Here is a 23,097-nt window from a genome sequence, read left to right as displayed (position 1 = left end):
AGAAGGTACATACACTCTAATTTTTCTTTCTTCTCCAAACAATGACACTGGAAAACTTTTAATCATTTCTTACACATACTTTCCTATTAAATTGAAGGATATTTTACCGTATCATTGGAGTCCATACTAGAAAAAGTTGCACAAAAAGCATTTTGCATGGTCACCTCTCGCTGCAAACGAGATCCGTCCAACGAAAGAAAGGCAAGGGAATGTCTCCCTTGCCTTTCATTATCAACCTGCTTTCCTAGCTATGCAAACTCCCTTTTAACCATTGACGTGGTCGATATGAGCCGATTGGTATCTGGATTAGGCTGGTTTTTCCTTTCATTCGATAAAGCTCGTCGGCCCTGCTTGCATCGAACCCTAGCAGGGGATGGCCTCCTAACCCAAGTGCAGATGCTGTTAAAAGTAAATTTTGAACAAGCATTCCTGCTTCCATTTGTAAGATCCGGTAGCCTCTGTATCCTAATTCTCCTTGAAAAAATTCCTTATTGCCAGCGACATGCAGGCAAATTGGTACCTGCATCAGGTTGACGTTATCAATTGACAACCCTGTTTGTAAACCCAAACGATGGTCCCCTTGCTGAATTTCTTGTAAAGCATGTTCTGCAAAGTTGTAGTAGTAGGCTCCATTGGGGATACCATCTGTATTATAGAAACAGCCGTATATTGAAACTCTGGGATCCTGACTGCAATAAATTTCGTCCAAATCATTCCTGTATGAAAAAGCTGCCATTGACTCTTGCAGTAGGGATGCCAGCTTCTGCTGACTAATCCTGGTTAAAACAAAATCCATTTCTGGAGAAGAACGTTTTTTGCTTGCCTCTGCCAAATCGAATGGTAATGACTCAGTTTGCGGGAGTGTGATCTTTCGATTTCCCTCTACTTCACAAGGCGGGTTACATAGCCTGTTAAACGACTCGGTCGACTCCAGTTTTGAGGCCTCTTTCAATGCTATTAATTTCGGAAACTCTAAAACTTTCCTCGACCTTTCATATCTCTTAAATACAACCGGTTTCAGTTCCCTTTTCAAATCCTCAGACATTATGTTATTGCGTGAAGCTGCTCCATTTGCAGACCAGTTGGTCGTTTTCACTGATAGGGGAATAATTGAATATACACTCTCCTCCTGCTCACATAATCCGAGAAGATGATTGATTGCCGAATCCAGATACTGAAAGTAAACACCAGAAGCGAAACCAAAACGTTTTGCCGTTGCCAGAAGCTGCCCCATAAGTACCCCAGCATCCAGTCCTTGCAGCCGGTAGGAAAAGTTATTGTATTTAAAGAAGTTTTTCCAAAACATCGTAGAAACGAATGCAGTCCCAAAGCAGGAAGAGATATCGCAACGGTCTCCAAGAGCGGAAGCAATATAGGAATCGAAGTTTCCAGCCCGAAGCAAAACAAGGCGGTGATGGGCTGGGTCATAATGGTAGATCCCTTCAGGCAGATCCTCTAGCTTTAAATATAGATAAAGTTCGTTAGGATAAAGGCCCCCGCCCGAAGGAGCATGCCTCCTATAGGTATGGGCTGGATATACCTCATCAGAAAAAAGCGACTCGCTTACTTGCGTAATTCCATAAACATACCAGAGGAAATGTCCAATCTCCTTGATACCCGGCGTTGCTGGCTGGCTGTTTTCTGCCAGGGACAAAGGCACCTCCCCTGACAGAGGCACTACTGGCAATCCTCGATAAAGTTTATATGGTAGTGGAGCGTCTTCCCAGTTAGGTTCCCAGTTTTCCTGATTGGCACGTTCTATATTAAACTGAAGATCCATTAAAAATTGTTCAAGATTCATTCTGCTGCCTCCTAAGGGAACGGATGCGGAAAGTGATTTAGTTCTTCAAATGACAATGGTTTATTCACATAACCAAGCTTCATCGGGACGTACAGCACCCGCTCAAGCCCTTTGAGGCGAGTCAGATGGTGCCCAAAGGTCATTGGCAGCATCCCCGGTATCAATACTTTCACACAATAAAGCCCATTTTTCCTTAATTCGGGAGGAGTCTGGTCGACAACGATGACATTGAGCTCCAACCGTCGGAATTCTATGAGGATATCCTTCAGATCCTCCGTCAGGTCCACATGACGTGATTCTTTTTGAAAAGCGCCTTGAAAACTTTGTAATGGCCGGTCATCATCGAGCAGGAACCCTAGACGACCCTCTGCCTGCAGCAATCCGTATAACATTCCATGGTCATCCATTTCCCGCACTAGTGAGTCATCATCAAGCATTTGCAAGTATTTCTCCTTGTTCCCTTCCAATTTCCCATCGAGATTGAGCATCATACCCGCGAGCTCCTGAACAGCACTTTTGGCAGCCTTAACCGGATCAAGATGGGCCCCTGCTGCACATATTATGTTCAATCCTGTATCCTTCCTGTTCTTTGCCAGCGCCCAGACACTTGGAATACCATGCTCCATGGTGGCATTAAATAAATATAAATCATATCCAGCTACAGCTCGCATCCGCTCCGTCATCAATAGCAGTTCTTCATCTTCAGCCGTTTGAAGATCGAGGCGTGGCAGTTTCAATTTTGAATACCAGGACAACAGGAAGGAGTCACGCTCTACCACTTCCATGATGCCGTAGAAAATCGCCTCTTCCCTGCTTCCGCCAAGCGCACAGCCATTTGACGTTTCATAGACAAATCCGGCTGACCCGCATCCAAGACTATAATAGGAAAGCAGCTCTGGAACGAGAATCGCCCGCTCTTCTATCAGCGAGTAGCCCCAAACCCAATCCATCGGCCTGTCTGGGTCGAATTTTTGAAAAGGAAATCCGGGCTTTTCATATTCTTCATCTGCATGGATACCTACTTCTAATGGGTTCAATGCCTGCTTTTCGAGGTTTCGGTAACTATCATGGATGACGGTCCGCTTCCCGCGGGGCTGAAGACCACAGTGGCGCTCAAGTCCTTCCAGTATGGCAGTCAATTCGCTTTCTGCGTAGCACTGTGTCCTGCCGGCTGTGCCTTCATTGCCGCCAGTAATCATTGGCAGATTGACGCTCGCATCGGCGAATGGGGTGACCAAATCGTACATTTTACTGTTTAACAGCCCTGTCCGATTGTCAAAATAATCGGCAACGAGCACTTCCTTCATCTTATCAAGCGGTGTACATCGGTAGCTGCCGGCACTGATCTTCGGACTTGGATTTAATGCGATTTTCGCAAGCGAAGCTGAATCGTCTGGAATGGTACTGCATACCTGGCACAGCGAATCTGCCAGGAAGGAATGCCAGGATCCACTCAATGTTTTTAAGTCTGTAAAATACATCCGTCCTGCCAAAAGGCTCTTCTTGCCCGCTAGAACCCGGTCTGCTTCGGTTACAATTAAATGAACGAGATGCAGAAGGCCATTTTTCGATGCCCATGAATCCGAAGGTGTTTCTTTTTCGGCTTCCAGCTTTCGCTTCACCTCACGCATTTCGCTCCGCTCTTGCCCCCCAAGCAGCTTCCTCAGGTCAGCACATTGCGAACATCCAGGTGTGCCAGGCCTGACGAGCGGCCCAATGATTCCCTCTCCAAACGAAACAAAGGCTCGGAGCCAGGGACTGCCAGTCAGTTTTACAGCTTCTTCAGCTTTTTGATGCGCTATGGGGTTCCAATAATCATGAAGGACAAGCATCAACTCTGACTTTTCGGGCAGCCCATTCTCAAAATCAATCCTTCTGAACACTTGATAGCGTGCGGATAATTCCTCAGCAACCGAATCAGCCAGCCAGCCTTCTCCTATAATTATTACGAAGGAACTCAACTCGATCCCTCCCCGCGCAGCGATACACCATATACCCCTTCAAGTTGCTTATTGAAAATCGGTTCAATACTTAATTCATACACTGACATTTGGGTTTTGTTTTGTTTAAGAACCTCAATGGCTGCCTGCAGGATTTCACGCTGGATCCTTCCAGTATCTTCTGGAATTTTTAAGCTTTGCATACCTCTTTCTGAAAAATGAACTTCTGGCTCTTGCAGGGCTTGAGCTCCATCCCCAGCTGGCTCATTTTGATAATCGAATAAAGCATTCTGCAAAGCGTTTCTTAATGCCAAAGTCGTATTCAGGCCAGCACTTCCATACCAGCCTCTCTTTGTTCCGATCCAGATAACAGGGAAACCACGAACTTCCTTTCCGATCCCTGCTAGAGGTGCTCCCTGTATCGTAGTGAGAGCCTTAATATAAAAAGCGCAACGCTGGTCTTCAATCGGCTCGAGGTCAACAAGGGAGATCGACTCTTTTTCAATGAGCATTCGATTATCCAGTTCTTTTGTGAGACACTTTTGCAGACCTCGCCCAACAGCTTCCGCAAAAGTTTCACCGGCACCGACACCCAGAATCCCGCCGTTTTCAATCATTTCTGCCAGGCGGGCAGCATATGATTCAATCCCCGTCAACGCCGCCTCCGTACGTGCTTCTTCATGTGTGACCCCTGAACAAATCCTTGCTGCCAGTAATTCAGACGGCCCATCTGACAGCAGATCGGCTGCCTGGACCCTGCATTGTGCCAACGGAAGCTGCTTAAGGTCCCCCTCCTCCCATTCATGTAATATCCCAGTCTCTTTTGAAGTCAATAGACTAAAATACTGGAGAAGTTTTTCAGGTTCAGCTTTCCTAAAATCCTTGTCAAGCCGATCTTCAAGATCTCCTACTTTTATGGATGAAAAAGCTCCAGTCACTAATGGATGTGGGGAAACAGGATGCCATCTTCCCTCAAAAGTTTCTAAATCTAGCAAATAGATCCGGTTTCTTTGTTCAGTTTTCGTAACGCCCGTAAGTTCTTTATATAATTCAAATGTCATAACGTTAGCCAGCAATGCTCCAGTGGTCAAGGATACGGCAGAGTCTATAGGCTCTTTTTCCAAAACAGTAAAATGCAATCGCCTCCACGCCGACTCCCAGCAGAGCTCAGAATCAGGAGCAAACAATGGACCTGCTACGCCTGTTTGTTTGAACTGGATAGCGGGAATGAATGTTTTCCTCTCCTCCTTGCAAATCGATTGCAAAAGCCTCAATTCTTCAACATTGCCATTTTGTGAAACATACAAGACCGAGTCGAAAGACATCAGCAGCTCGTTCCAGTCTCCATCCTTACAATTGAACTCCTCGTACTCCACCTCCAAATCTGTTTTTCGTGCCTGATTCACGAGCTCTGCCATCCTATTTCTATTGGTCCGGATTTCATCTGTAATAGCGACATTCACTTTCTGCAGACCTGATTCCAGCAAAGTGGAAACGACCGAATTCAACATGGGACCAGAGCCGACGGCCAAAACGTTAGCGTAGCGGAATGACTGGAATCTTGATGCTCCAGAACCAGCTAAATTGTCAACAAACTCTATTTGCGAAGCGAACTTTTTCAGGACTTGCTCAGATAAATGATGCTGTTCATCCTGGCTCACATCCCGGACAAAACCATTCTCAAGAAGAACCTCAGCAATTTGACAAACTTGCTTCCTATAAGGTTCAGGCAGGCCATCGGTCAATGTCCCAAGCGAATACTCCCCGTTAAACATTGGCAGCAGCTTTTCAACCCACTGGTCAATACCATTACCTTCAAGACGGAATGAACATGAATTATTCCTTAAATACACACCCCGGTTCGGTTCTGCGAGATAAAACGTATCTCTTTTCACCTTCAATATCATAGAAGGGTCCAGCTTCACCATTTCACTCCTCCTCAGGCGCAAATGCCTTTATTCACTTCATTGACTCCATTATCATCGTATGTAGCGCAATTTGTCCCTTATGTCTCGGGATGAAATAAGAAAAACCCCTGCAAGAACTTCCACAGGGGCAAAATTCTGGATTGGTTAACTTATCCACGATGGCAGCGGCCACAACCACCACAGCGTCCGCAACCACCGCAGCGTCCGCATCTTCCACAGCGGAAACAGCTAAAGCAGCTAAAGCAGCCAAAGCAGCTAAAGAAGCAAGAAAAACCGAAGCAACTGCCAAAACCACCCAATCCTAGAAAAATCCGCTCATCCCCTGATTGGTACTGGTTTTGATCCCAGCTAACCGGCTGAGTTGCCTGGAAATCACCAACATTCAGCATTTGCAGTTCATTTTGAAAGTTATTCATCATTTATTTACCTCCTCGATAAATTCACAGGGCTCCACTTAACCAGAAACAACGTTGAGCAATATGCAAATATTTCTGTATATAAGGTTAATACACTAATTAATAAGAATACTCTTCAACAATTTATGTAGACTAAGTGGGCATTGTCACATATGCAAGAGCCTATTTTGAGTTGTGAGGATCTCTAAAATGAATCGGATGATCTTCTTAAGGCGAAAATCCTAACTGTTTCGGCCTTTAAACTAGTGCTGAGACAGGGAAAGCAAGTGCTTACCATTAAAATGAAATTCTTGACGCATAACAGCCAAAATTATTCATGATTCCCGAAGTAATACCCTTTCAAAAATTCTGCAACTTCCAATGTAAAGTTGATGTTTCTTGAGGGAAAAGCATTGAGAAACCATGAAATTGATTATAAAATTTACGGCGATGGCATGCAGTTTGTAGAGGTTGAGCTCGATCCGAATGAAACGGTTGTAGCTGAAGCAGGCAGTTTGATGATGATGAATCAGCAAATTGAAATGGAGACGATTTTTGGCGAGGCTCCGGTAGTGGCGGCTGCTTGGTTGGCAAACTGTTTGGTGCCGGAAAACGGTTATTGACTGGTGAGAACCTATTCATGACCACATTTACGAACACTGGACGTGATGCGAAGCATATATCCTTCGCATCACCTTACCCTGGCAAGATTATTCCAATGGATTTAAGCCAAAATGGCGGCAAGATCATATGGTAAAAAGACAGCACTATTTGGCGGAGAAGGTCTTTTCTTTGCAACACTCAGATGACCAGGCACTGTTTGGATCCAATCACTTGCATTCAGCCGCCTTGCCAGCAGAGTATTTGCGGCCGCTTCACAAGCTGGAGGACAAAACAAAGGCGAAGGCAGTGCCCTTGGCGGAGTCTTCAGAATGATAGATGGCGAATAATGTATACAAAAAAGGATGGTTCCTGAAATATCGGAACCATCCTTTTTTACATTAATATTGTGTTACGCAAAGGCTCTGCAGCGGGAAGCATCAAGTTAGTATTGCAGGGCTCTCTGCTTTTACCGTTTTCATCTTCTGGGCACTTTTTCGGGCAATGCAGCGGCAATTTCTAATTTGTACCCTCACCTTGCAACGGTATATAACCAATTTCCTCAATCAGCTTCTGGCCTTCGGGACCCTGCATCCATTCAAGCATCGGCTGCACCGATTTTTTCGGATTGTCTTTTATCGTGATAGCATATAAGTTGACCACATAAGGATATTTACCAGACGCGATATTCTCTGGTGATGGCTCTATTCCATCCAGTGAGATCAGTTTGATTTTTTCATTCGGGTTCATGCCGGTTGTGAAAAAGCGGAATGAGTACCCGAGGGAGTTCTTATAATTGCGATAGTTGGCAACCTCCTCCATCAAATCGCCCATTCCTGCCACTTCTTCTTTCAGCGCGGGCATTAGTGGCGTATCACCCATGAAGTTTTCCATGATTGTCTGGCTGCCAGAGTCTGCTGGCCGCTGGAAAGCTAAAATCTTGTTATTTTCACCGCCAACATCATTCCAGTTGGCAATTTTACCAGAGTAGATTGATTTAACATCATCTGAAGTCAGACTTTTAACTGGATTTTTTTCATTTACAAAAAACACAAATGCTTCCTTCCCAACTGGAGTGAGGACGAGTTCCTTCCCCTTACTCTCTGCCAGGCTTTGTTGCGAAGCCGAGGGCTGGGCACCGAAAAATATGTCTACTTCACCTGATACTAGTCTTTCAAAGGCATAGATCGTATTCGTAAAACTAACGACCTCTTCACCAGTCGGAAGCGTGTTGTTACTTCTTATCTCCTTATATGTCGCGTTTGCGAATGCTGCATATACTGGATAAGCTGCCTCTGCCCCATCCAAAATCGGCATATCACTTTGAGTTTCCACACTAAAACTTGCCGGGCCTCCCAGCTTAGGTAATTTATTATTTGGATTCGTCACATAGTACGGTTCTAAGTCAACACTCGAGAAGCCATTGCCATAATCAAACCCATATGACGGCGGGAGGATATGCTTGCTCCGCTCAATATAGATTGACCCAATCACAGTCAAGAGCAGCGCAATAATACCGACGCCTGCGATCAGATTTCCCTTCTTGATGCTGACTTTCGTCTGGCTCCTCCGTTCAGAAGCGAAAAAGCCGATCAAAAAGAATAAATAATAAGAGAACGGCACAGCAAATGTAAGAATAAATTCTCCCATCAATGCTGAAATAAAAGAATTCGGCAAAAACGGGAACAGCCCGAATACGAAGATTCCCCAAACCTGATGACCGAAAAACCCTTTGGAAATAAGCATCCCAATGGAAGCAAGCAACACCGTCAGTAAAAGTGGAGCATAAACCGGAAGATACCGACCATGAAACGAGACAGCCTGTGGCCTTTTTCCAAAACGGTACCCTATAATCAGAGCAAGAATCGAGATGATCAATACCATAATGGGCGGCCCATAACTCTCAATTGCTAAAACCGCCATCCCTAAAAATGATAGAAAAAGAGGCATAAGTATTAAGTAAATAATTAAAAACCCGGCATCCTTCTTCATTTCGAAGACCCCCAGTAACATATATTATTTAGTGTAATTTTACACTAAATGAATATTTTAGTAAATATGTTATTGTGAAAGCAACCATAAATTTTGGAAACTAAATGAATGGAGTCGACATTGAAATCTATTGGTGATATAAAAAACTAGATTTTGAGTAAACGGGGCACCAATGAACACAATTGATGATCTAAATATCCAGATTTTGAGATAACATGGCACCAATAAACCCTATTGGTGACCTAAATATCCAGATTTCGAGAATACAGGGCACCAATTAGCCCTATTGGTGATGTAAATATCCAGATTTTGAGAATACAGGGCACCAATTAGCCCTATTGGTGATCTAAATATCCAGATTTTGAGAATACAGGGCACCAATGAACCCTATTGGTCACCTAAATATCCAGATTTTGAGAAATCAGGGCACCAATGAACTCTATTGGTGATTGTGTTCTCTTTTATCTCTTTCACGAGGGAAATTTCCTTGATCGACATCTCCTCAAAATAGAAAAGATAAATTGCTTCCCGATAGTTAACCGGCAGCTCCATGACGGCTGATGCCAGTTGCCCATCTTCTTCGCCCTGGATCACCGTTTGCTCGACACTTTCACTTTGGATTGAATCATAAATAGGCTGGTAATCGGTCGTAAAGACATTCTTGTTATACCACCTTTTTAAATAATCCTTGCAGTGATTGGAAGCAATTCTCCACTGCCAGGTCCGAAACTTTGATTACCGCTGTATGTATGAAGTGATTTATAGCATTTTACGAAAATTTCCAGAGTCAAATCCTCGGCGATTTGCTTATTTTTTATATACGAAAACGCGAGCTGCAGAATTTCTCTCCCAGATTTGTTCAGGATTTCATCTATAGCCTCTGCAGCATTCTCGATTTCTTTAATCTCTGCTGTTATTTCATCCACAACCGTTCCCCTTCATAGTTATAGACGACGCACTTTTCAAAAAATTTTTAGTGATTCAAAACAGGATAAAAGTTCTAATTTTTAAAAATTTTAAATAATATTCGTCCTATTTCTCTTTCGTCTAGTAAAATAGAAAGAGGATTTCAATCGCATTAACATATTATTCAGAAATAAATTGTTAGGGAGGCTTTTTAATGATGAAAGCAGAAACTCAACAAGCCTATGCCCCAGTTATAAAAGATATCCGTGATTTAAGCTTTGCACTGATCAACGCAAGAGATTTTCTCTCCTGTCATTCCCTGGATGGAAGATTTACATATTCATCGCCTTCCTGTGAAACTCTTTTTGGTTACACATCGGCAGAGCTTAATGATCAATCCATTTTCAGTTTTTGCCATCCATTGGACCAGGAAAATTTAGAGCAATATTTCTCTACATTTCGTTATGGAGAGATCCTGTTTCGTTTCAGACGGAAAGAAGGCGATTATCTGTGGCTGGAATCAAGCAGCACGAAGGGTCTTTCTCAGACTGAAATCGTGCTTATTTCTAGAAATGTTACGAATCGCGTAAATCGGGAGGAAAAATTAAAAGAACATCAAAGGAGAGATCGATTGTTCCTTGAGCATTCCAAGGATACCATGGGCATTATCACAAAAAACGGAGTGTGGACTTACATTAATGAACAAGGTAAAAAATTAATGGGCGCAACCAGTTTTGAAGAAATAATTGGCACGTCATTGTATGACTATACTGACCCCCAGGACTATAAGCTGCTTAAAGAAAGCCTGGATTCAAGAGACTCCAGTGACCTTGAAATCAGTTTAATCCGTAAAGATAATGATTCGAAGAGGGCTGAGGTGCAGCTCATTCCAACGGTCTTCAAGAATAGGGATGTTTCCCTTGTCATCATCAAGGATATTACAGAACAAAGGAAAACAGAGGACCAGTTGCAGGTAGCTGAAAAACTTTCTGTGATCGGCCAAATGGCAGCCGGGATCGCGCATGAAATCAGGAATCCATTGACTGCAATAAAAGGCTTTACCCAGCTTTTGAGTGAGCATCCTGCAGAAGAAGCAGAAGATTATGCAGAAATCATCCTTGATGAACTAGCTCGTATAGAGTCTATCGTAGGAGACTTGCTGGTCCTTGCAAAGCCTCAAGCTTCCAATCTGTCTCATGTAGACTTAATTTCCCTTGTAAACGGCATTGTTAATTTGCTTAATCCCCAGGCAACCTTATCAGATGCCTTCATAAAGGTCAAAACTGATACACCTAATTTATATATCAATTGTGAGCCAGATAAAATAAAACAGGTATTAATCAATCTCATCCAAAATTCGCTTGAGGCAATGGCAAAAGGCGGCGAAATTCTCGTTGCCATATCAAAAGACACTGGCCTTGCTTCAATCCAGGTTATTGACCAGGGCTCCGGTATTCCAGAAGACCGGCTGACTAAATTGGGAGAACCCTTCTATAGCACAAAGGAAAAAGGAACCGGACTAGGATTGATGATTTGCCAAAAAATCATTAAAAACCATGGGGGGAAAATTGATTTTTCAAGCATTGTTGATGAAGGGACCACTGTTACAATTACACTACCCTTAAATGATATCCCCTCCAGCCAGGAAGATCACAGTCATGACTTATAATAAATTGGCAAAATGAATGCCGAACCCGTGTGTGAGAAACGGGTTCGGCATTTTTTACTGACATGGAGTCAGCGGTTTGGATATTTTTTATTCTGCAGTAAAAATTCCGCCTCGCCTTTTATCATTTCTATGTAATGGTGCTTTTTAAAGGGCTTAGTGTGCTTAAGAATTCCTCTAAGACTCCCTTTTGTTATTATCCTATTATTAGGAACGTGAACGATGACAGTCAAATAGACTCTCTCCGCATGTTTTACAATTCCAGTAACTTGACCTTTATTCACATCAACTATATATTCAGGTACAATCTTTAATGGAGCAAATGATGTCCATCCTGCATTTTTAGGTTTTATTTTAAATAGCCTGAACAACATACTCCTATAAAATTCTTTATGTTTGTTCATTTACATCCACCCTAATTACTTTCATTACGCAGAATTCCCTAATTTAACTTATAAATCTAATCTTTGTAATTGCCCTTCTTTCTATCCACAACATCATAATGAAGCAGTCAGATTCATTAGCGAATGGAGAAACTGCTATTCTTCATAACTTTTTCAAATTATACTCTAACCTTTAACGACTGAGAACGACTGATTTTTTATAGTAACCAAAGGAATTGATTTGCTCTTCGATATTTTAAACAATCCTGCGGCCGCTTTTACCAAGGGCGTAGTAAATCCCGTGCTGAAGGGTTTGCATGCATTCATATTTTTTTAGGCCAGTCAGTGTATGTGATATCTCTATCGCCAATTCCGCAGATATTCCTACCAGGATGACTTCCACACCGAGGAGACGCGCAGCCGATCCTAGTTTATCAATCAATTCTGCTGTGTAAATGGAGATGTCTTTATTCAACCCTGTTAAATCGAGAAGAACATATCTTGCCCGGTATTTCGGCAGGTTGTTTAATGTGTTCTGAATCAGGTCATCCGCACGATCCTCATCATATCTCCCAATCAAAGGAACCACCACAATACCATCAAGTACAGGAATTAGCGGGGAAGAAAGCTCTTTTACCAGAACTTGAAGTGCTCTCGTTTTTTCTTCCACCATCGCTTCAAGCTGCATGATTTCTTCGGCCTCTTTTTTCCTCGCCATGTTACGGATATTTTGCTGTATATCGATCTCGGAAGGGAAGTATTTTACAATTGTATATTCATTCTTTTCACTTTGATGCTGGATAATCTTATACCAAAAATTCATCCCAAATAGACCGGTAAATACACCAGCATAGTGTGCAGGCACAAATATTCCATCTTTTTGCTGTTCATTCAGGTTATTCATTTTATATTCCCAGTCATCCTTGATATATAAAGTAAATATATTATTTTCCTGATCTATCTCATTAACTTTCACATATCCCCATCCTGCCGGAACATACGTATTGGACAGCCAATCGACTACATTGGAGGTATCAATATTTTTCATTTCCTTGAACCCTTCGCCCACTATGATTCCCTGACGGTAACCTGTAGTTTCAAGCACGAGATTCGTTGCCTCTTCACCTGAGATTTCATTAATGGTGTCGAAGAAGGTTTTCATGGCAGAAACCCAGAAAAAAACGACGTCCCCTCCCTCAAACAATACCTTTCCAGTCGCCAAATCCCACTTCAAATCAACGCCGCCAACAACAAGACTCTTTTGCATCTCCATTCATCCACCTACTAGTAATAAATTATGTAAAAAAAATCGAGATTTATTATCAATATAATTTCGACTCACTCTCTTTCATTTCCTGCCAAAAATGACAATTTAATCAGTGTATGAAGATAGCTTATATTCATACTCCAAGGGTAAATTAATATAGAACTGCATAACTCTATTTTACAAAATAAGGTAAATGGCTTGATTCAGAGCTATGTTCGAGAGATTAACGGTTTTTAACAGGAAATTAACCATCATTTTCGGGAGATTGTCTCCAATCTTTGCTCAATTAATAAGCGCTTTTAAGAGAATAATTTTTCCAGTAATGAAAGTGTGGTGAAAATAATGAAAAACACTCAAAAGGATCGTTTACTAGTCGGAAGTTCTATTATATCCGGTGTCATGAGTACGATTATTTTAGGTTTGACCATTTACCATAATGCTAAAGTTCAGAGTAAGCTGGATGAAATCAGAAAGGATTCGTGATTTAGTCACGATCCTTCTCCTTTTCTAAGCTCTTTTCGTAAATTTTGATACTTTCTAAAAACCGGCTTCTGGGTTTTACAAGTTACTCAGAAGTCACCTCGAAAAGAGCTCCATCCATGTACGAAGTGCAACAACCAATTAAAACTAGCCTTTTATTAAAAAAAAAGCATGAGAGGAATCCCATGCTTACTTCAAGACCCTGTTACCTGGCCGCCGTTCACGTGGAGGGTTTGCCCTGTTACGAAACGTTAATCGCCTGATTCCAGGTAAACAAAGGTTGGTGCTATCTCAAATAGCTGGCCTTGCCGGTCCATGGGATTTCCAGCCAAAGCTACCTGGTCTCCCGAAAAACTCGATGGAATGAGCGGTGTCCAGCCTTATTACACCTACCCGCGCTATGAGCAGTATTACCCGATTATTTAATGGGGAATACTCCATTCTCTAAGAAACTGAATAAAATGAAAAGGCTGCAAAGAGACAAAACTCCATGCAGCCAATTTCCAATTAACATTAATATGGACCTGTTTCGTGACTTTTCTTCACAGCATCTTTTGTTGCTTCATTGGCAGCTAATGAACCTTGTCCACCCTGGCCATATTTAGAGTTACCAGATTCACGGCCTGGAACTTTGTCTTCCTTAGCCATTGCTCCTAGTACCTTCATGCGCATTTCGATTCCTTCCTTCACGCGGCGGCCATAGTCTTCATCAGCTTGTGTGAAGTGTTCAATCATCGCATCCTGGATCTTTTTGTTGCATGCAGCAAGGGCGTCTGAAAGGTTATTGATCAACTCATCGCGCTCCCAGTCATCAAAGCTGCGATATGTGTGTCCAGCTTGTCCGTAGTTATTCGGACGGTCAATTGGCGCGCTCATCACCGCTGCATTATAGGATGGCTGATGTGGCGGGTGGCCTTCATTACCCGTTTCCTTAAAGCCTCCCAACATCGATGGCTCATAATTGATATGTGGATTGTCTCCTGACTCTTTCGGATCACGCACATCCATCTGGCCTCGATGCTGGTTAGTGCGAACTGGCGCTTTCGGGGCATTGACCGGCAGCTTCAGGTAATTAGCACCAATACGATAGCGCTGTGTATCAGAGTATGAGAAAGTGCGTCCTTGCAGCATTTTATCATCCGAGAAGTCCATACCATCAACTAAAACTCCAGTACCGAATGCAGCCTGCTCAATTTCAGAATGGAAATCAACTGGATTGCGATCAAGAACCATACGTCCTACCGGCAGCCATGGGAATTGATCTTCTGGCCAAAGCTTTGTATCATCGAGCGGATCAAAATCGAGTTCTGGATGGTAGTCATCCTCCATGATCTGGACAAAGAGCTCCCATTCTGGATAGTCTCCACGCTCAATCGCTTCATATAGATCCTGGGTTGCATGTCCTACATTTTTCGCCTGAATTTCATTAGCTTCCTCTTGTGTCAGGTTGCGGATTCCTTGCTTCGGCTCCCAGTGATATTTCACCAGCACTGCCTCACCTTTTTCATTTACCCATTTATAAGTATTAACACCAGAACCCTGCATGTGGCGATATGTAGCCGGAATACCCCATGGTGAGAATAGGAATGTAATCATATGTGTAGCCTCAGGTGTTCTTGAGACGAAGTCAAACATGCGCTCTGGATTTGGCACATTAGAAGCCGGGTCAGCTTTGAATGCATGAATCATATCAGGAAACTTCATTGCATCTCGGATAAAGAAAATCTTCAGGTTATTGCCGACTAGATCCCAGTTGCCATCTTCTGTATACATTTTAACCGCAAAGCCGCGAGGATCACGTGCCGTTTCCGGTGAATCCTTCGCTCCAGCAACCGTCGAGAAACGGACCATTAGAGGTGTTTTCTTTCCTGCACCTGAAAAGACTTTTGCACGAGTATACTTCTCGACAGGCTCATCGCCTACTTTTCCGTATGTTTCAAAATAACCGAACGCACCAGATCCACGGGCGTGTACCACCCGTTCAGGTACCTCTTCACGGTCGAAGTGGGAAATTTTTTCGATAAAGTGATAATTCTCAAGAGTTGCCGGACCTCGATTGCCAACAGTGCGGATATTTTGATTATCCCTAACCGGATGCCCCTGGCGTGTCGTCAGCTTCTCTCGTTTCATGTCATCTCCGCTTGAAGAGTATTTATCCATGTTCTCAGCCAATTTGAAAAAACCTCCTTAAATTCTTCCACCATATCATATCTCCGTGTGGGAAATTTATACAATGTATCAGGATTCCATATGCATTACAACCTATATGGATAATTAAGTTGATACATTGTTGTACCTTTGTGAACGGATTCCCCAGGTTCACAATCCATATATTTTTGTTTTCTTCAGTATGTAAGGCATCTTTTAAGAAGGAACCATATAGTCTTCATAAAAAAATTCCATTTCACCCAGTTTATACCCTAATAAACTATTAACTAAACGAGCTCTTTTAACAAGTTGTGAATATTGCACTCAGGCCAAAAAATTCGAGAAAAAAAGCGCCGGATTCACTCCCTGCGCTTTTAATCTATGTATCTATTCAATCCTGTGATGACATTGTTTATAAACTTTAAGTCGTCTAAAGCTGTTTCGGTTTCCACCCATTTTCTTGCCATTTCTGGACGTACACCGCTAATTAAAACTTCTACTCCTAGCAATCCAAGGGCTTGTTTGGCTTTTTTTAGTGATTCTATAAACTCTGCATCAGGTTCTCTGACAGTTGATAAATCAATGATCAACGATTTAACTGTTTTTTCAGTCACTTGTTTCAGTGTCCGTTCGAGTTTCAATCCTGACTGCCCTGGAGCCCAATAAATTGGAAGTAGGGCGACCTTATTTTTTAGCGGAATAAGCGTAGCAGATAATTCATCAATTCGTTCATTTAATTCCTTTTGGATGGAAATCGTATCTGTAACGTCCATGAAATACACCGCTGCACCCATAAATTTTGATTTATGTTCTAAAATGGAGGTTCGGATATCCAAATATTTATCATACTTTCCCCATTTATAAGGCATTGCCTTTACATAATATTCTTCTTTATCCCTGACTGTTTTCTCTACAAAACGGACATCGTCTGGGGCATCCGGCCAAACATCATAAACGTTTCTGCCTTTTACATTATCATTCTTTACACCTAGAATTTCCTTTGCCAAATCATTAATAAATATCACATTATATTGAGGGTCAAGGGCCATTGCTGCCTCAGTTACCGAGTTTAACATTGTAGAAAGAAAGATTTCTGATTGAACTACACTAGACATTATATTTCCCCCGTATTTGTCTGTCTTTTTTCCGCCGCCTTGATTTTCGACAAAAAAATGAAGCCAGCCATCCTGTATCAGTTCTGCAGAGCTCTTTTTCCTGTTGATAAAAGTGTCTGTAATGAGATTCTTCTATTAATCTTTGGAAGGAGCCACTAGGTTACCTGTTGAAGAATTTATTTAGATTTATGCGATCGAGCGCGTTCACTTTTACCTGCCTATCGTCCGTTTTTTTTTCATTATACCAAATCTTACTATTCACACCTAGGGTTATCTGCTAAACACTTTAGGGCATTCTGCTCAAAGCAGAGAAGGTTGCAATCTTTCCGAAGTAAGACATATACAAAGCAGGAGGTGATTGAATGACATTCAAAAGCCTGGGCAGTGGCTCTTGGTTCCCTCCTTTTTACAACTGGTTTCCTCCACTTAATCGGACAAATTTTTACAATTCCCTGGTTGAAGCTTTATTACGAACATACTGCGGAAGTGGAGGGTTTCTTTATTTCTCGCGGGTCAGCCATTCCTTTCAAATGGTTTTAGTGCGGAGAAAGTCTATGTTTATAAGCAAAAGGAATAAAAAAAGCGCTGATCCAGTGGATCAACGCAATTAGTTACTCACCAATTATCTTCATTTCTTTTAAAGGATAATAAACAAACTTTGTTGTTCCAACTATACTATCAATCGGAACAGCTCCAATATGCCGGCTGTCTCTGCTATCTCTTCTGTTATCGCCCAGCACAAAAATATGCCCTTCTGGAACTACATCACTCCCAACTGGTGTTTCGCTTAGTGTGAACGAACCGGTTAGTGGCCCATGATTAACCTGCTTTTTGTTTTCATCCAAATAGGGCTCAGCATACGACTTTCCATTTATATAAAGTACATCATCTTTGTATTCCACCCGATCTCCAGGAAGTCCAATGACCCGCTTGATATAATCCGTGTCCTCGGTTGCATGGAAAACAACTATATCAAATCGTTTCGGTTCGCCGATTTTCGTTACGAACATCCTTTCCTGGCTGTGCAAAGTTGGCTCCATAGAGGCCCCTTTTACTTCAATCGGAGTCATCAAAAAGGCTCGAACAACAAAAGCCAGTATTATCGCAATTAGAATTGCCTTCACCCATTCCCAAATCTCATTCCGCTCTTTTGCCATATCCCGTCATCCTTTCCTAATGTCTCTATGGGATTTTATTCCACATTCGTCATTGGAATTCCTTCCTCTCGATTAAATTTTCGCAGGCTCCTGAAAAAACAAGACTGTTCGTAAAGATTGTTGATAATATCCTAAAAGCCGATTTTAATGTAATGTAAGCCATTTTGCAGGTCGGTATTAAGTTTGCATGCTCTTTTCTCACAAAAGAGGAAACTTTTCGAATAAAAATAGGTCATTCAATCCTTTTTTGTAGTCAATAGCAACAAAGTTTGAGAATAGAGCCAAAAACAAAAAAAGAGGCGTAAGCCCCTTTTCTGGTTAAGATTATTTTTTTACATACTGCATTAGTGTATCCGGGTCAAAACCGAGAACCCAGTTGCCATTCACCTTTGTTTGCGGCACACCCATCTGGCCGGTTTCTTCAACCAGTTTTTGCGCAGCCTCTTGATCGTATTGGACATTTACTTCTTTGTAGTTTAATCCTTGACCCTCAAGGAATTGTTTCATCATTGTGCAGTAAGGTCAAGTGTTTGTAGTGTAAACAGTAATATCGTTCATTGTGTATGCCTCCTTCATTATTTTCAAATACCCTATATTGTATTTTCCCAGAAATGCTAAAATTATGCAAAAAAGAAGCATCGGGATACCTATGTTTTTCCCTATTTCACGAAAAAAAAACAGGATAGGAGGTATCCAGCTAAGAGAGAGAAAGGACTATAATCAAAGCGGCAAGTTCGATGATGCATTACGAAAAAAATGATCTTTTCACTATCAGGTCCTGGACACCAAGCACGATTAAAGTGAACGCGAACAATATATGTACGTGCTTAAATTCGTTCATTGTTGCCAGCCCCCCTCCTATTCGCCAATAAAACGGTTTTCCTCCTTAGCCTCCGCCAATTTCGGCTAATCCTGCCAAAATGAATAATATTATCGCGCTAAAAATGAAAATCACTTCCTAAAATGGTTTGTACTTGCTTTCTAACGTAATTTTACGATCTAGATTTAGAACTTAATCATGCTGCAAGACAGTTTTATAGCGAGTTTATCTTTTTTATAGCGAGTTTCCCTTTTTTATAGCGAATTGGTAATTTTCAAGTATTTTTTCCATTTTCAATTTTGCTCATGATAAAATAAAGAAAAAAGAAACGTCAGGCGGTAAATCCATGTTGAATTGGCAATATGTCAGAAGTGTCAGCCTCAAAAGAGATGATGTGCCCTCTTTTCAGGAATATCCGTTCAATCTCCCGAGCTTCAAAGCATTGGACGAACTGATACTCCACCCAAAGGTCACCTTTCTGATTGGTGAGAATGGGATGGGAAAATCGACTTTACTTGAAGCTATTGCAGTTGGTCTTGGTTTTAATCCTGAAGGCGGTTCATATAATTTCAATTTTTCCACCTATGACTCCCATTCAGATTTGGGGGATTATTTACGGATTGTGAAAGGAATAGAAAGACCGCAGGATGGATTTTTCCTCCGTGCCGAGAGCTTTTATAATGTGGCTTCAAATATAGAAGAGTTGGATCGTGAGGGTATCGGCCCAAAGGTTATTGATTCATTTGGCGGAGAGTCCTTACACAAACAGTCACACGGAGAAGCTTTCTTCTCAACCTTTCTTCACCGTTTCCGCGGGAATGGCATTTATATTTTGGATGAACCTGAAGCTGCTCTCTCTCCGTTACGGCAGATGTCGATGCTGACAAGAATTCACGATCTTATCAATGAAAACTCCCAGCTGATCATAGCCACGCATTCTCCCATCATCATGGCCTATCCAGATGCAGCAATCTATGAGTTCAGTGAAGAAGGCATTTTTAAAAGAAAGCTCGAAGATACGAATCATTATCGCATCATGAAACAATTTTTCGAAAATACACCAAGGATGATTCATCATTTATTGGAAGACTAACCGTCTTTAAAGGACACGAAGCAGCTAAACCGCTATGCTCCAGTAAAAAAAGGTCACCAATTCCGAATAATTGGTGACCAACTTGGCTTAATGATTTACCAACAGACTGCTTTGCATGCCAGGTTACAACTCCTCGTCCTCGTCACTAGCTGTTTCTTCTTCATCCAGTTTATAATCATCATTATTAAATTCCGAATCAGTATCTTCAACTGGCCTGTCTTCGGCTGGTTCTTCTTCATGGACTCTTTCGTCCTGCCCTTCGGAACATCCTCCAAGAACAAGGGATAGTCCAAGCGGGACCGCGATCAGTAAGTTCTTTTTCAAGGTAATCCCTCCATGATCAGTTATTTTTCCGATGAGTCTATCAGGTTTCCAACTAGTACATAACGTTCAGGGGCATCACCGATGTAGGTGAATGGATAGCAGGTTGTTAAAGTTAAGGTTGCCTCAGGCTTCGGGACGATAACAGTTGGATCTTCCGCATCGACAATCCTGACCTTTTCGATTCGATAGGTATATTTTCCTTCGGCTGTTTCGACTTCAACTAAATCATTTTCTCCGACATTCTCCAGACTGCGGAAGACGGTATCCCGATGTCCTGAAATGACGGTGTTATTCTCTTCACCTGGCATGACACTGTTCGAGTAATGTCCGGCTCCTTTACCAAGCTCTTCCTCATTGGTTCCTTCGTAGATCGGAACGGACATGCCCAGCTTTGGAATGGAAATTTCCCCAATCTTTTCACCTTGTTCAGGTCTTTCGGGATTTGAACTTCCTGATTTTCCATCCATTTGTTTTTCCATATTCCTGATGCTTACTCCATCACTATCCTTCTCCACGGCCATGAAACCTTTTGCCCAGCTATATGCGTGGGTTCCTGCCAAATACATACCTGATATGATCAGGAAGAAGGCAATAGCGGGAACAATCCATTCCCGCTTACCATTCTTTTTACCTTTGCTCATTAGTTATCACCGAAACGTTTACGCGCTCTCAATGTAATCCCGCCAAGCGTTATGAGTCCGGCTCCTAGCAAAACATAGGCAAGGGAATTTGTGGCCGTATCAGGCATGTCACCGCCCTTTTCTGTCCCTGCTTCCTCAGGCTGATCGCTTGTATAATAGTCTAGAGACTCTCGCAGATCATTGAGGAAATAATAATCATCCGGACTTTCCCCGTATTCCGCCAACAAGATTTCGTACTCTTCAGGTGTTAACCCGTATTCTTCAATTAGTTCTAATTCGTTCTCGTCGGTAATTAGCGGGCCAACCTCAGCTTCCAGGTCCTTAAACAAAGTGTAATCATTCAGGTCTGTTTCGTAATTGTCACTTAAATATTGGTTGAATTCATCAACCGTCCATCCCAGAGGTACCAGGTAGGTTTCCTCTAGCTGGGCTTCATCCAGTGTATCTGTTGTTGTATCTTCGTTTTGGCTATTAGCATCAGTTTCATTAGTGGTATTGTCTTCATTGTTATTATCTGTAACTGCAGCATCACTGTTTTGATTTGAATCAGTACCTTCATTGTCATTATCTGAAACTAGGTCCTCATTATTATCTGATCCAGCACCCCCATTGCTATCGTCTGTACCATTTTCGTCAACGAATCCACCTTCATCCAAGGCCTTTGCCAAATCGCCAGCAAAGTGGATATTGTCCTTGTTGTCGTATTCCTCTAAGAATGCTGCAAGTTCACTGGCATCCATGTTGTACCTTTCAATGATGTCCAGTACATTCTGATCTAGATTACCGTCAGCTAGTTGATTGACATCTATTGGTTCACCAATATCAGCTTCCAATTCATTCATGGTGTCATAATCATCTAATTGTGACCCAAAATTATCCTCAAGATAATTGTTCCAGTCCACCTCTGTCCATGACGTCGTAGCTGGATATTGCTCTTTTACGTCATTATATTCAACTGCTCCCGTAGTTAGCGGTGCAAAAACTAAGGTTGATACTACTGCAAAGGGAATAACCTTTTTTTTCATGATTTTGCCTCCTTCATTTCTGTTATCAGTTATCAGTTGTCCAGGTTCCTAAAAAATTACAGCGCCTATAGATTCAATAGGCGCTGGTTTTTTATTTTAAATGACCAAACTTTAGTTTCCGTTTGCTTCTTCAGAAGGTTCCTCATCCAGATCAGGCTCTTCTTCGTCCATTCCAGCGTTCCCTTCTTCTTCAGATGGTTCTTCATCCAAATCTGGTTCCTCTTCATCCATTCCTGTATTGCCTTCTTCTCCATTCGATTCCGTCCCATTTGATTCTGATTCTAGTTTATTGTGTTCTACTTCAACCTCTTCAGTATTCGGTTCCTCTGTATCCTCCTGCGCACCTTCTGCGCAGCCTCCCAAAACCAAACCTGCTCCTAAAGGTAAAGCTAGTAGTAGATTTCTTTTTTTCATAGATGACTTCACTCCTTTTAATTTGATTAGCAAACTAATGCTTTAGCCTTATATTAATCTGTTACCCGACACAAAATGCGATAAACGTCTTCTTTAATCCTAGGCTTCTGTCAGTGTAAATACGGTAATCTCCGGGGGTGTATTGATTCTCAGCGGAAGATCACTAAAACCGATTCCCCTGTTTACATACAGATGGTTTCCCTTGGCTCCAAAATCGTCGATCCATCCATCTACCGTAGCCCTGTCTTCAGCCACCAGACTTTTATAGGACCACTCCGGTGCAAACGGAATTCTAAATTGCCCTCCGTGCGTATGTCCGGCGACTGCAATTGGTGCAGAATTTGCCGGAAGCTTCGCAAATGTTTCTGGGTTATGCATCATAATCATTCGGGGAGCAGCATATGGAATATCACTCACTGCCTTCGCTGGTTTTGCATTATCAGGCCAGCGTGCCCCTAATCCGGCTAAATAAAAACTACTTTCTTGGGGCTTTCCGATTACTACTTCATTTTCCTTTGTCAAATTTAAAGGAACAGAGCGGTTGTGCAGCACTGTGATTCCCATCTCTTCAAGTGAGGCCTTTACATGTTGGGCAGATTCTTTCTTGGGATCGTCCTTTTTGTTATGCATATTGTAATCATGATTCCCGAGCACAGCGAATATAGGAATATCCGTTTTTACCAGAGGGTTGATCAGCTTTTCAACCTTTTGCATTTCTGCATCTGGATCCTCAAGCGAATGGTAGATAAAATCTCCGATAATCAGGACTACATCAGGCTGCATTTCGGCGATTTTTTCAGCAGCATCCTCTACAGTTTTTGTGTTATCCATCCACATACCGACCTGAAAATCTCCAAACACCGCCACTTCCTTCCCTTCCCATTCTTGTGGAAGGTTCGGAATAGCTGCCTTCTCATTCTCAATATCTAAAAAATAAGGTTCCACTAATCCCCAAATCAGGATGCCGACGAGAATCAGCCCTACGATTTTTCCTAGTTTATT

The 23,097-nt window shown here is 42.2% G+C and carries 19 protein-coding genes and 3 pseudogenes; 4 read left to right on the top strand and 18 right to left on the bottom strand.

The features are described from left to right. Nucleotides 1-244: 244 nt before the first annotated feature. The 4 genes from J7E35_RS19360 to J7E35_RS19345 all read right to left on the bottom strand — a co-directional run bounded on the left by J7E35_RS19360 (nt 245) and on the right by J7E35_RS19345 (nt 6,058). Nucleotides 245-1,801 carry a SagB family peptide dehydrogenase gene (locus J7E35_RS19360; protein WP_214782726.1) on the bottom strand — a complete coding sequence of 519 codons (1,557 nt, stop codon included), beginning with the start codon at nt 1,799-1,801 and terminating at the stop codon, nt 245-247. Between the two features lie 11 nt (nt 1,802-1,812). After that, a complete protein-coding gene (locus tag J7E35_RS19355) occupies nt 1,813-3,762 on the bottom strand; it encodes a TOMM precursor leader peptide-binding protein (protein WP_214782723.1) in 1,950 nt (649 codons plus the stop codon). Further along, the gene (locus tag J7E35_RS19350) at nt 3,759-5,669 is read right to left on the bottom strand and encodes a putative thiazole-containing bacteriocin maturation protein (RefSeq protein WP_214782720.1); all 1,911 of its coding nucleotides are present in this window, start codon (nt 5,667-5,669) and stop codon (nt 3,759-3,761) included. Before J7E35_RS19350 ends, J7E35_RS19355 begins: the two co-directional genes overlap by 4 nt. 149 nt (nt 5,670-5,818) lie before the next feature. After that, nucleotides 5,819-6,058 (bottom strand): heterocycloanthracin/sonorensin family bacteriocin, encoded by a 240-nt coding sequence (locus J7E35_RS19345; RefSeq protein WP_251041151.1) that lies wholly within the window; start codon nt 6,056-6,058, stop codon nt 5,819-5,821. Between the two features lie 419 nt (nt 6,059-6,477). On the opposite strand from J7E35_RS19345, the pseudogene J7E35_RS19340 reads away from it, so the two are divergent. Continuing rightward, nucleotides 6,478-7,014 (top strand): annotated as a pseudogene (locus J7E35_RS19340) (AIM24 family protein). Between the two features lie 169 nt (nt 7,015-7,183). Here the strand turns inward: J7E35_RS19340 and J7E35_RS19335 are convergent. Together J7E35_RS19335 and J7E35_RS19330 are read right to left on the bottom strand one after the other, a co-directional pair. Further along, nucleotides 7,184-8,656, bottom strand: coding sequence for a substrate-binding domain-containing protein (locus J7E35_RS19335; RefSeq protein WP_214782717.1), 1,473 nt, complete (start codon nt 8,654-8,656; stop codon nt 7,184-7,186). A 387-nt stretch (nt 8,657-9,043) separates the two neighbouring features. Continuing rightward, nucleotides 9,044-9,582 (bottom strand): annotated as a pseudogene (locus J7E35_RS19330) (sigma-70 family RNA polymerase sigma factor). A 194-nt stretch (nt 9,583-9,776) separates the two neighbouring features. Between J7E35_RS19330 and J7E35_RS19325 the strand changes: the two are divergent. Further along, nucleotides 9,777-11,231, top strand: coding sequence for an ATP-binding protein (locus tag J7E35_RS19325; protein WP_214782714.1), 1,455 nt, complete (start codon nt 9,777-9,779; stop codon nt 11,229-11,231). A gap of 68 nt (nt 11,232-11,299) precedes the next feature. Here the strand turns inward: J7E35_RS19325 and J7E35_RS19320 are convergent, their stop codons facing one another. After that, nucleotides 11,300-11,632 carry a hypothetical protein gene (locus J7E35_RS19320; RefSeq protein WP_214782711.1) on the bottom strand — a complete coding sequence of 111 codons (333 nt, stop codon included), beginning with the start codon at nt 11,630-11,632 and terminating at the stop codon, nt 11,300-11,302. A gap of 235 nt (nt 11,633-11,867) precedes the next feature. Next, nucleotides 11,868-12,884, bottom strand: a complete 1,017-nt coding sequence (locus tag J7E35_RS19315) for an STAS domain-containing protein (protein WP_214782708.1) — start codon at nt 12,882-12,884, stop codon at nt 11,868-11,870. Between the two features lie 336 nt (nt 12,885-13,220). Here J7E35_RS19315 and J7E35_RS19310 point away from each other — a divergent pair, with 336 nt between their 5' ends. Then, nucleotides 13,221-13,361, top strand: coding sequence for a hypothetical protein (locus J7E35_RS19310; RefSeq protein WP_214782706.1), 141 nt, complete (start codon nt 13,221-13,223; stop codon nt 13,359-13,361). A gap of 248 nt (nt 13,362-13,609) precedes the next feature. On the opposite strand, the pseudogene J7E35_RS23370 reads toward J7E35_RS19310, so the two are convergent. The 5 genes and pseudogenes from J7E35_RS23370 to J7E35_RS19290 all read right to left on the bottom strand — a co-directional run. Beyond that, nucleotides 13,610-13,735: pseudogene (locus J7E35_RS23370) on the bottom strand (NAD(P)-dependent oxidoreductase); the annotation flags it as partial. Nucleotides 13,736-13,871: 136 nt separating this feature from the next. Beyond that, complete coding sequence (locus tag J7E35_RS19305; RefSeq protein ID WP_483297669.1) at nt 13,872-15,530, bottom strand: catalase; 1,659 nt, start codon at nt 15,528-15,530, stop codon at nt 13,872-13,874. Between the two features lie 350 nt (nt 15,531-15,880). Then, entirely contained in the window at nt 15,881-16,621 is a 741-nt protein-coding gene (locus J7E35_RS19300) for a PAS domain S-box protein (RefSeq protein WP_214782703.1), read from the bottom strand. A 611-nt stretch (nt 16,622-17,232) separates the two neighbouring features. After that, nucleotides 17,233-17,778: a signal peptidase I gene (gene lepB, locus J7E35_RS19295; protein ID WP_214782700.1), complete on the bottom strand. Its 546-nt coding sequence runs from the start codon at nt 17,776-17,778 to the stop codon at nt 17,233-17,235. A gap of 324 nt (nt 17,779-18,102) precedes the next feature. Next, the gene (locus J7E35_RS19290; protein ID WP_214782697.1) at nt 18,103-18,336 is read right to left on the bottom strand and encodes a glutaredoxin family protein; all 234 of its coding nucleotides are present in this window, start codon (nt 18,334-18,336) and stop codon (nt 18,103-18,105) included. Nucleotides 18,337-18,944: 608 nt separating this feature from the next. On the opposite strand from J7E35_RS19290, the gene J7E35_RS19285 reads away from it, so the two are divergent. Further along, nucleotides 18,945-19,691, top strand: a complete 747-nt coding sequence (locus J7E35_RS19285) for an AAA family ATPase (RefSeq protein WP_214782694.1) — start codon at nt 18,945-18,947, stop codon at nt 19,689-19,691. 123 nt (nt 19,692-19,814) lie between these two features. Here J7E35_RS19285 and J7E35_RS19280 read toward each other — a convergent pair whose 3' ends face one another. The 5 genes from J7E35_RS19280 to J7E35_RS19260 all read right to left on the bottom strand — a co-directional run bounded on the left by J7E35_RS19280 (nt 19,815) and on the right by J7E35_RS19260 (nt 23,040). After that, the gene (locus tag J7E35_RS19280; RefSeq protein ID WP_214782691.1) at nt 19,815-20,015 is read right to left on the bottom strand and encodes a hypothetical protein; all 201 of its coding nucleotides are present in this window, start codon (nt 20,013-20,015) and stop codon (nt 19,815-19,817) included. A 20-nt stretch (nt 20,016-20,035) separates the two neighbouring features. Continuing rightward, nucleotides 20,036-20,656 carry a class D sortase gene (locus tag J7E35_RS19275; protein WP_251041097.1) on the bottom strand — a complete coding sequence of 207 codons (621 nt, stop codon included), beginning with the start codon at nt 20,654-20,656 and terminating at the stop codon, nt 20,036-20,038. Beyond that, the gene (locus J7E35_RS19270) at nt 20,656-21,681 is read right to left on the bottom strand and encodes a processed acidic surface protein (RefSeq protein ID WP_214782688.1); all 1,026 of its coding nucleotides are present in this window, start codon (nt 21,679-21,681) and stop codon (nt 20,656-20,658) included. The genes J7E35_RS19275 and J7E35_RS19270 overlap by 1 nt, the downstream gene beginning before the upstream one ends. A 111-nt stretch (nt 21,682-21,792) precedes the next feature. Further along, complete coding sequence (locus J7E35_RS19265; protein WP_214782685.1) at nt 21,793-22,095, bottom strand: hypothetical protein; 303 nt, start codon at nt 22,093-22,095, stop codon at nt 21,793-21,795. Nucleotides 22,096-22,194: 99 nt separating this feature from the next. Further along, nucleotides 22,195-23,040 (bottom strand): metallophosphoesterase, encoded by an 846-nt coding sequence (locus tag J7E35_RS19260; protein ID WP_353049977.1) that lies wholly within the window; start codon nt 23,038-23,040, stop codon nt 22,195-22,197. Nucleotides 23,041-23,097: the final 57 nt, after the last annotated feature.

Origin of the sequence: Bacillus sp. ISL-45 (genome assembly GCF_018613195.1) — a bacterium.
Lineage (GTDB): Bacteria > Bacillota > Bacilli > Bacillales > Cytobacillaceae > Mesobacillus.
Note: the sequence above shows the minus strand (reverse complement) of the source record. Positions and strands in the feature narration are given on the sequence as shown.